7 protein-coding genes and 1 pseudogene are annotated in these 8,607 nt (G+C 72.7%); 3 read left to right on the plus strand and 5 right to left on the minus strand.

The window, feature by feature from the left end; genetic code table 11:
* The 3 genes from A6Q79_RS15630 to gabT all read right to left on the minus strand — a co-directional run.
* On the minus strand, window positions 1–500 hold a 500-nt coding region (locus tag A6Q79_RS15630; RefSeq protein ID WP_317698727.1), incomplete at its 3' end, for an aldehyde dehydrogenase family protein.
* A gap of 53 nt (window positions 501–553) precedes the next feature.
* Window positions 554–1,798, minus strand: a complete 1,245-nt coding sequence (locus A6Q79_RS15635; protein ID WP_202967704.1) for a Glu/Leu/Phe/Val dehydrogenase — start codon at window positions 1,796–1,798, stop codon at window positions 554–556.
* 23 nt (window positions 1,799–1,821) lie between these two features.
* Window positions 1,822–3,159 (minus strand): 4-aminobutyrate--2-oxoglutarate transaminase, encoded by a 1,338-nt coding sequence (gabT, locus tag A6Q79_RS15640; protein WP_067854664.1) that lies wholly within the window; start codon window positions 3,157–3,159, stop codon window positions 1,822–1,824.
* A 140-nt stretch (window positions 3,160–3,299) separates the two neighbouring features.
* On the opposite strand from gabT, the pseudogene A6Q79_RS18720 reads away from it, so the two are divergent.
* Window positions 3,300–3,863, plus strand: a pseudogene (locus A6Q79_RS18720) (LysR family transcriptional regulator); the annotation flags it as partial.
* Window positions 3,864–4,033: 170 nt separating this feature from the next.
* On the opposite strand, the gene A6Q79_RS15650 reads toward A6Q79_RS18720, so the two are convergent.
* Together A6Q79_RS15650 and A6Q79_RS15655 are read right to left on the minus strand one after the other, a co-directional pair.
* On the minus strand, window positions 4,034–4,717 hold the full coding sequence (locus A6Q79_RS15650) for a cache domain-containing protein (protein WP_289017440.1): 684 nt from the start codon (window positions 4,715–4,717) through the stop codon (window positions 4,034–4,036).
* A 4-nt stretch (window positions 4,718–4,721) separates the two neighbouring features.
* A complete protein-coding gene (locus A6Q79_RS15655; RefSeq protein ID WP_067854672.1) occupies window positions 4,722–5,465 on the minus strand; it encodes a FadR/GntR family transcriptional regulator in 744 nt (247 codons plus the stop codon).
* A gap of 185 nt (window positions 5,466–5,650) precedes the next feature.
* Between A6Q79_RS15655 and A6Q79_RS15660 the strand changes: the two genes are divergently transcribed.
* Together A6Q79_RS15660 and A6Q79_RS15665 are read left to right on the plus strand one after the other, a co-directional pair.
* Window positions 5,651–7,780: an ATP-binding cassette domain-containing protein gene (locus tag A6Q79_RS15660; RefSeq protein WP_317698725.1), complete on the plus strand. Its 2,130-nt coding sequence runs from the start codon at window positions 5,651–5,653 to the stop codon at window positions 7,778–7,780.
* Between the two features lies 1 nt (window position 7,781).
* Window positions 7,782–8,607, plus strand: an 826-nt coding sequence (locus tag A6Q79_RS15665) for an ABC transporter permease (protein WP_317698726.1), incomplete at its 3' end; no start/stop codon positions are given.

Raw genomic sequence — 8,607 nt, forward strand, 5'->3', positions numbered from 1 at the left:
CCGGCGGCGAGCGCGGGCGCGATCTTCCGGGTGGCCATCGCCGCGGGGAAGTTCCAGGGCGTCACCAGCGCAGCCACGCCGACCGGGCGGTGCGTGACGATCGTGCGCGTGCCGCCGGCGGGGGAGGAGCCGTAGTCGCCGTGGGGGCGCACGGCCTCCTCGGCGAACCAGCGGAAGAACTCGGCCGCGTACACGACCTCGCCGCGTGCGTCGGCGAGCGACTTCCCGTTCTCGCGGACGATCAGCGCGGCGAGGCGGTCGGCGTCGCGGTGCATCAGCTCGAACGCACGGCGCAGCACGACCGACCGCTCGCGCGGTGCCGTCCGGCGCCAGGTGGCGAAGGCGGCCTCCGCCGCGTCGACCGCGGCCGTAGCGTCGGCGAGGTCGCCGTCGGACACCTGCGCCACGACCGTCAGGTCGGCCGGGTCGACGACGTCGAAGGTGCCGTTGCCGCCCTTGCGCCACTGCCCGCCGACCAGCACGCCGCTGCCGGGATCGATCAGGTGCAGGTCGAGGTCGGACAGGTCGGACTCGGGTGCGGCGGCACGGGTGCTCACGGGTAGAGGCCTCTCTGGAGGTGGGCGTCGGCGACACGCTTGACGGCCAGGCTGGTGGCGGCCGCGCGCAGCGTCAGGTCGAGGGAGCGCGAGTGCGCGAGCACGTGCCGCCAGGCCGCGGTCATCCGGTCGGCGAGGCGTCCCTCGACCTCGTCCTCGGTCCACCAGTACGCCTGGTTGGCCTGGACCCACTCGAAGTAGGAGACGATCACGCCGCCCGCGTTCGCGAGGATGTCGGGCACGACCACGACGCCGCGCTCGGCGAGCACCGCGTCGGCCTCGGCCGTCGTCGGGCCGTTCGCGCCCTCGACGACGAGGCGCGCGCGGACCCGCTCGGCGTTCGAGCCGTTGATGACGCCCTCCACCGCGGCGGGCACGAGCAGGTCGACGTCGAGCTCCAGGAGGTCGGCGTTCTCGATCGGCTCGGCGCCGGCGAACCCGACGACGGAGCCGGTCGCGTCGACGTGCGCCTCGAGCGCGGCGACGTCGAGGCCGTCGGCGCGCTGCACTCCGCCGTACTGGTCGCTCACGGCACGCACGGTGACGCCGGCGTCGGCCAAGAAGCGGGCAGCGCCGCGCCCGACCTTGCCGAAGCCCTGCACGGCGGCCGTCGCGGCGCGAGGGTCGAGGCCGACGTGGGCGAGGGCCTGCAACGCGACGATGACCACCCCGCGCGACGTGGCCGACGCGCGCCCGAGCGACCCGCCCAGGCTGATCGGCTTGCCGGTCACGACACCGAGCACGGTGTGGCCGAAGTTCACCGAGTAGGTGTCCATCATCCAGGCCATCGTCTGCTCGTCGGTGCCGACGTCGGGGGCGGGGATGTCGTGCGCCGGACCGATCAGTGGCGCGATCTCCGACGTGTAGCGCCGCGTGACGCGCTCCAGCTCGGCGGCCGAGTAGTGCCGGGGGTCGATGGCCACACCGCCCTTCGCGCCGCCGTACGGCACGTCGAGCAGCGCGCACTTCCAGGTCATCCACATGGCGAGCGCACGCACCTCGTCGAGGTCCACGTCGGGCGCGTACCGCAGGCCGCCCTTGCCGGGGCCGCGGGAGTAGTTGTGCTGCACGCGGTGGCCGGTGATGACCTCGACGCTGCCGTCGTCGCGGCGCAGGGGGATGCTCACGGTGATCTCGCGGCGCGGGGCGGCGAGCAGCTCGTACATGCCCTCGTCGAGGCCGAGCAGGTCGATCGCCTCGCGCAGCTGCGAGCGGGCGTCGTCGAGCGGGTTTCCGGTCACGGGGGGCTCCTCGGTCGGTGTGGTCACTGGGCCGCGCCCACCAGCGTGGAGGCGAAGGCCGCCTCGAGCACGTCGAGACCCTCGCCGAGGAGCGTGTCGTCGATGGCCAGCGGCGGCAGGAGGCGCAGCACGTTGCCGTAGGTGCCGCAGGTGAGCACGATGACGCCCTCGGCGTGCGCCGCCGCCGACACCGCGCGGGCGAGGTCGGGGTCGGGGTCGGTGGTGCCCGGGCGGACGAGCTCGACGGCGATCATCGCACCGCGTCCACGCACGTCGCCCACGCGTGCGTCGCGCGCCTGCAGGGCGTGCAGGCGCTCCTTCAGGAAGGCCTCCACCGCACGGGCCCGCTCGACCAGGCCGTCCTGCTCGACGGTCTCGATCGCGGCGAGCGCCGCAGCGCACGCGAGCGGGTTGCCGCCGTACGTGCCGCCGAGGCCGCCGGCGTGCGGTGCGTCCATGATCTCGGCGCGGCCGGTCACGGCCGAGAGCGGCAGACCGCCCGCGATGCCCTTGGCGGTCACGACGAGGTCGGGCACGACCCCCTCGCGGTCGCAGGCGAAGAGGTCGCCCGTGCGGGCGAAGCCGGTCTGCACCTCGTCGGCCACGAACACGACGCCGTTCTCGCGGCACCAGGCGGCCAGGGCGGGCAGGAAGCCCGGGGCGGGCTCGATGAACCCGCCCTCGCCCTGGATGGGCTCGACGACGACCGCGGCCACGTTGACGGCGCCGACCTGCTTCTCGACCACGTCGAGTGCGCGGGCCGCGGCAGTCGCACCGTCGAGGCCGCCGTCGCGGAACGGGTACGACAGAGGAGCCCGGTACACCTCGGACGCGAACGGCCCGAAGCCCTGCTTGTACGGCATCGACTTCGCCGTCATGGCCATCGTCAGGTTCGTCCGGCCGTGGTAGGCGTGGTCGAAGACCACCACCGCCTGGCGGCCGGTGTGCGCGCGGGCGATCTTCACCGCGTTCTCGACGGCCTCGGCGCCGGAGTTGAACAGCGCGGTGCGCTTCTCGTGGTCACCGGGGGTGAGCCGGTTGAGGGCCTCGGCGACGGCGACGTAGCCCTCGTAGGGGGTCACCATGAAGCACGTGTGGGTGAACGCGGCGACCTGCTCCTGCACGGCCGCGACCACGCGCGGCGCGCTGTTGCCGACCGTCGTCACGGCGATGCCCGACCCGAGGTCGATGAGGCTGTTGCCGTCGACGTCGACGACGACGCCCCCGCCGGCCTGGGCCGCGAAGACCGGCATCGTCGTGCCCACGCCGCCCGCGACGGCCGCGCTCTTGCGGGCCATCAGCTCCTGCGACCGAGGTCCGGGGAGCGGGGTGGTGAGGTGACGTCTCTGGGGCACGGACATGGCGGGTCCTCTCGCGGTCGGCCTGACGGGTCCAGGCGTGCTGCCGTAGCTGCGGCGTGCCCAGTCTCGACCCGTCCCACCCATGCCGTCCAATGCCGATCGACGATCACATCCATGCATCCAGTGCATAGGATGGCGCCATGGAGATCCGGACGCTGGCGTCCTTCGTCGCCGTCGTCGACGCGGGCACCGTGAGCGCGGCCGCCGAGCGGGTGCGCGTCACGCAGCCCGCCCTCTCGCGCCAGCTCCGCCAGCTCGAGCGCGAGCTCGGCGTCGACCTCTTCGAGCGCGTGGCCGGACGGCTCGTGCTGTCCGCCGCGGGACGCAGCCTCCTGCCGCTGGCCCGCGACGTGCTGGCGTCGGCCGAGACGCTGCGCACCGCCGCCCGCGTGCAGGCCGAGGGCGGCCTCGACCGGGTCACCATCGCGGCGCCGGCCACGACGCTCGCCGACGTCGTCTCGCCGTTCCTCGCCAGCCTGCGCGACGACGACCCCACGCCGTCCGTCGTCGAGACGGCCGCGCTCGACGTCGACGACGCGATGCGCCGCGGTGCCGACCTCGTCGTCACCACCCGTCGCCCCCGTCGTCCGCTCCGCTCGGCGGCGCTGCCCGAGCTCCCCGTGTGGGCGTACGTGCGAGCCGACCACGCGTGGGCCGACCGCGGCAGCGTGGGGCTGGCCGAGCTGCTCGAGCACGACGTCGTCACCGTGCCGCCGACGTTCGCCGCCCGTCAGGTGCTCGACACGGCCGTCGAGCGCGAGCAGCGCGGCCTGGTCGTCCACGCACCCCGCCGAGGCGTCGCTGGCCGCGCTGGCCGAGCGGCTGCGCACGTTCGTCGTCGCCGCCTACCCCGACGAGACGGGGGCCACGGGGGTCACGCCAGCACGGTGAACGGCAGGCCCGCGCACGGCACGTGCGTGCCGAACGCGTCGCGGTCGACGGGCTCGCCCGCGAACAGGTGCACCTGCGAGGACAGCACGACGCGGTCGTGGTCGTTGACGAGCGTGGCGTGCGCCGCGCGGAAGGTGTCCAGCAGCGTGCGCTCGACCGTCTCGGCGAGCACGTCGGCCCCCATGACGCCGAGCATCCGACCGTCGCGCTCGACGGGGACGGTCGAGGTGAGCATGAACTCGTCGGTGCAGACGTAGTCGATGTAGGGGCCCGTCACGTGCGACGCGTGGCTGCGCTGCGGCGTGCGGAACCACTCCTGGCGGCTGTAGTCGGTCGACTGCACGAGGGCGATCGAGTCGGGGATGCGCCCCTGGTCGTCGCCCTGCCACCAGGCCAGCAGGTACTCCTCGTCGGTCAGCAGGCCGGGGGAGACGACGAACCCGGCGCCGACGGTGTGCGCGTCGGCGAGCACCTCGAGCGCGTGCGGACGGACGGCGTCGAGGACCTGCGCGGCGGAGACGTCGCCGTCGAACAGCGGCGCGAGCGCGTCGCCGCTCTCGCGCAGGCTGTGCAGCAGCGGGTGGAACAGCGCTTCGACGGCCTCGACGCACGCGCCGAGGCCGACAGGGGTGGGGGTGGGCGTGGGGACGGGGGTGCGGTCGGTCATGGGCTCACCTGATCCTCGCGTGCAGCTCGGCGAGCTCGCCGAGGAGTCGTCGGACGCGCCGGCGCACGAGCGCGCGTGCCTCGTTCCCGTCGTGCGCGGCGATCGCGGCCAGCAGGGCCGCGTGGTGCTCGCGCAGCTCCGCCTGCCGGTCGGGGTCGCGCAGCCCGAGCCGCAGCAGGGCCCCGAGCTCCATCTCCAGACGCATCACCTCACGGGCGAGGTGCGCGGAGTGCGAGAGCGCGGCGACGGCGAGGTGCAGCTCGGTGTCGGCGGCGCGGAGGGTGGTCGCGTCGGTCGTGCCCGGGTCGGGGAGGATCTCGCGGAGGTCCTCGACCTCCTCCACGTTCGCACGCTCCGCGGCGAGCTCGGCGCAGCCGCTGAGGACGGTCGCGTAGTGGATGCCGTGGTCGGCGATGTCGACGCGGGTCATCGCCGCGACGCGCCGCTCCAGCATCTCGTCGGCCGCGCCGACCGGACGGGTGACGAAGGAGCCGCCGCCGCGCCCCCGCGTCGTCGTGACGAGTCCCTGCGCACGCAGCGACACGAGCGCCTCGCGGGCGGTGACCGTGGCGACGCCGAGCATCGCCGCCAGCTCCGACTCGCTCGGCAGCCGCTCGCCGTCCTCCAGGATCCCCGAGCGGATGGCCTGCGCGAGCCGCTGCTCGACGCGCACGGCACGCCCCAGGTCGCCGATGGGCGCGAACACGGCCGTGCGCGCTCGGGTCGAGCGGCGTCGGACGGCGGCCATGCATCTCCTCGGGTCGACGTCCAGGCTCGGTCGGTGCGGGACGACGGTGGCACCTGTTTACCGGATGGTGACAGAAAGCTGTTTACATTTAACATCTGAAGCCATAGGTTTCTCGACGCGGACAGGGCTCACCAACCCTCCCGCCCCGGCGCGCACGGCGTCGGGACGCCCGCCGAAGGAGACCGATGAGCAGCACCGGCGCCACCCCCGCGATCCGCCTGACCGGGCTCCAGAAGCACTTCGGCGACGTCCGTGCCGTCGACGGCGTCGACCTCGAGATCGCCGACGGCGAGTTCTTCTCGATGCTCGGACCGTCCGGGTCGGGCAAGACCACGGTGCTGCGTCTCGTGGCCGGCTTCGAGCAGCCGACCGGCGGCACGGTGGAGCTCGCCGGTCGCGACGTCACGGGCACGGCACCCTTCGAGCGCGACGTCAACACCGTCTTCCAGGACTACGCGCTCTTCCCGCACATGAGCGTGCTCGAGAACGTCGCGTACGGGCTGCGCGTGCGCGGGGTCGGCAAGGCCGAGCGTCGCAGCCGCGCCCGCGAGGCCCTCGCGACCGTGCGCCTCGACCACGTCGCCGACCGTCGACCGACCCAGCTCTCCGGCGGGCAGCGCCAGCGCGTCGCCCTCGCCCGCGCGGTGGTCGTCCGTCCCAAGGTCCTGCTGCTCGACGAGCCCCTCGGCGCCCTCGACCTCAAGCTCCGCGAGCAGATGCAGGTCGAGCTGAAGCAGCTCCAGCGCGAGCTCGGCATCACCTTCGTCTTCGTGACGCACGACCAGGAGGAGGCGCTCACGCTGAGCGACCGGGTCGCCGTGTTCAACGACGGCCGCATCGTGCAGCTCGGCAGCCCCCAGGAGGTCTACGAGCGGCCCGTCGACGAGTACGTCGCCTCGTTCGTCGGCACCTCGAACCTGTTCGACGCCGAGGCTGCGCGCGCCGTCCTCGGCCGCGACGGTCGCTACGCGCTGCGCCCGGAGAAGATCCACCTCGCCGCCGAGCCCGACGCCGGTGCCGCGACCCCGGAGCACGACCGCGTCCGCGGCGTCGTCGCCGAGACCATCTACCTCGGCATCGGCCGCCGCGTCGTCGTCGACACCGAGCACGGGGCCCGCCTCGTCGTCCTCGAGCCGTCGACGGCGCCCACGACCAGGAGAGGACGCGTCGGCGCACTCGCCGCCGCCGTCACCTGCAGCCTCGCCCTCGCCGCCTGTGGCGGGGGTGGCAGCGACGACGCCGCCACCGAGGCACCCACCAAGCTCGGCAAGAACGAGGGCCAGGTCTCGATCCTCGCGTGGCCCGGCTACGTCGAGGACGGCAGCAACGACCCCGACGCCGACTGGGTCACCGACTTCGAGAAGGAGACCGGCTGCAAGGTCACGAGCAAGGTCTACGGCACGTCCGACGAGGCGTTCAACCTCGCCAAGTCCGGCGACTACGACGTCGTCGCCGCGTCCGGCGACCTCACGCTGCGCATGGTCGCCGCCAAGGCCGCGGCCGAGGTCAACACCGACCTCGTGCCCAACTACGCCAAGGTCTTCGACTTCCTGAAGGACCAGGAGTGGAACACCGTCGACGGCAAGAACTACGGCGTGCCGCACGGCTACGGCGCCAACCTGCTGATGTACAACAGCGACGTCGTGAAGGACGAGCCGACGTCGTGGGACGTCGTGTTCGACAAGGGTGCGCAGTACAAGGGCAAGGTCACCGCCTACGACTCGCCCATCTACATCGCCGACGCCGCCATGTACCTCATGGCCAAGCAGCCGGAGCTGAAGATCGAGAACCCGTACGCCCTCGACGAGAAGCAGCTCGCCGCGGCAGTCGACCTCCTCAAGGAGCAGCGCGCCAACGTCGGCGAGTACTGGTCGGACTACCTGAAGGAGGCGTCGGCGTTCAAGACCGGCGACTCGGTCGTCGGCACCACCTGGCAGGTCATCGCGAACACGATCGACCAGGAGAACGTCAAGACGACGGTGCCCGAGGAGGGCGTCACCGGCTGGAACGACACCTGGATGATCGCCGCCAAGGCGAAGCACCCGAACTGCGCCTACGCGTGGCTCAACCACATCGAGGACCCGAAGACGAACGCGCAGGCCACCGAGTACTTCGGCGAGTCGCCGAACTCCGAGGAGGCCTGCGAGTTCGCCAGCGAGGGCTTCTGCGAGACGTACCACGCCGGTGACAAGGCCTACTCGGACAAGATCTGGTACTGGCGCACGCCCATCGAGCAGTGCCTCGACGGTCGCACCGACGTGAAGTGCACCGACTACTCGGACTGGACCAAGGCCTGGACCGAGATCAAGGGCTGACGTGACCCAGCCGAACACGCCCGCGGTGGCCGCTCCGTCCCCCTCCGGGGTCGGGGCGGCCACCCGCCGGGCCTCCTCCTTCCTCGCCACCCGGCCACGGCTGCGGCTCGGCCTGTTCCTCTCCGCGCCGCTCACCTGGCTCGTGCTGGTGTACGTGGTCGCGCTCGCGGCCCTGCTCGTCACCGCGCTCTGGTCGGTCGACGCGTTCACGGGCGAGATCGACCGCGGCCTCACGCTCGACAACCTGCGCGAGGTCGCGACCGAGTCGCTCTACCGGACCGTCACCCTCCGCACGCTCGGCGTCGCGGTGCTCGTGACCGTCATCGACGTCGCGATCGCTCTGCCCATCGCCTTCTTCATGGCCAAGGTCGCGTCGCCGCGCGCCCGACGCATGCTCGTCGTCGCGGTGCTGACGCCGCTGTGGGCCAGCTACCTCGTCAAGGCTTTCGCGTGGCGCTCGCTGCTCAGCGAGGGCGGTCTCGTCGACTGGGTGCTCGACCCGTTCGGCGCGCACAGCCCCGGCTACGGGCTCACGGCCGTCGTCATGACGCAGGCCTACATCTGGCTGCCGTACGTCATCCTGCCGATCTTCGCGGGCATGGAGCGCGTCCCCGACGCGCTGCTCGAGGCCGCGGGCGACCTCGGCGCCTCGGCCGGCACGACGGTCCGCACGGTCGTCATGCCGCTGCTGCTGCCCGCGATCGTCGCCGGCTCGATCTTCAGCTTCTCACTCACGCTGGGCGACTACATCAGCGTCAACATCGTCGGCGGCGCGAACCAGATGCTCGGCAACCTCGTCTACACGAACGTCGGCGCGGCCAACAACC

This window comes from Aeromicrobium sp. REDSEA-S32_B7, assembly GCF_001626145.1.
GTDB classification, from domain to species: domain Bacteria; phylum Actinomycetota; class Actinomycetes; order Propionibacteriales; family Nocardioidaceae; genus Aeromicrobium; species Aeromicrobium erythreum.

Excerpts from the sequence above, each read along its gene's own strand:
- A6Q79_RS15650 (WP_289017440.1), bottom strand. The coding sequence starts at position 4,717 with ATGACCGACCGCACCCCCGTCCCCACGCCCACCCCCACCCCTGTCGGC.
- A6Q79_RS15660 (WP_317698725.1), top strand. The coding sequence starts at position 5,651 with ATGAGCAGCACCGGCGCCACCCCCGCGATCCGCCTGACCGGGCTCCAG.
- A6Q79_RS15655 (WP_067854672.1), bottom strand. The coding sequence starts at position 5,465 with ATGGCCGCCGTCCGACGCCGCTCGACCCGAGCGCGCACGGCCGTGTTC.
- gabT (WP_067854664.1), bottom strand. The coding sequence starts at position 3,159 with ATGTCCGTGCCCCAGAGACGTCACCTCACCACCCCGCTCCCCGGACCT.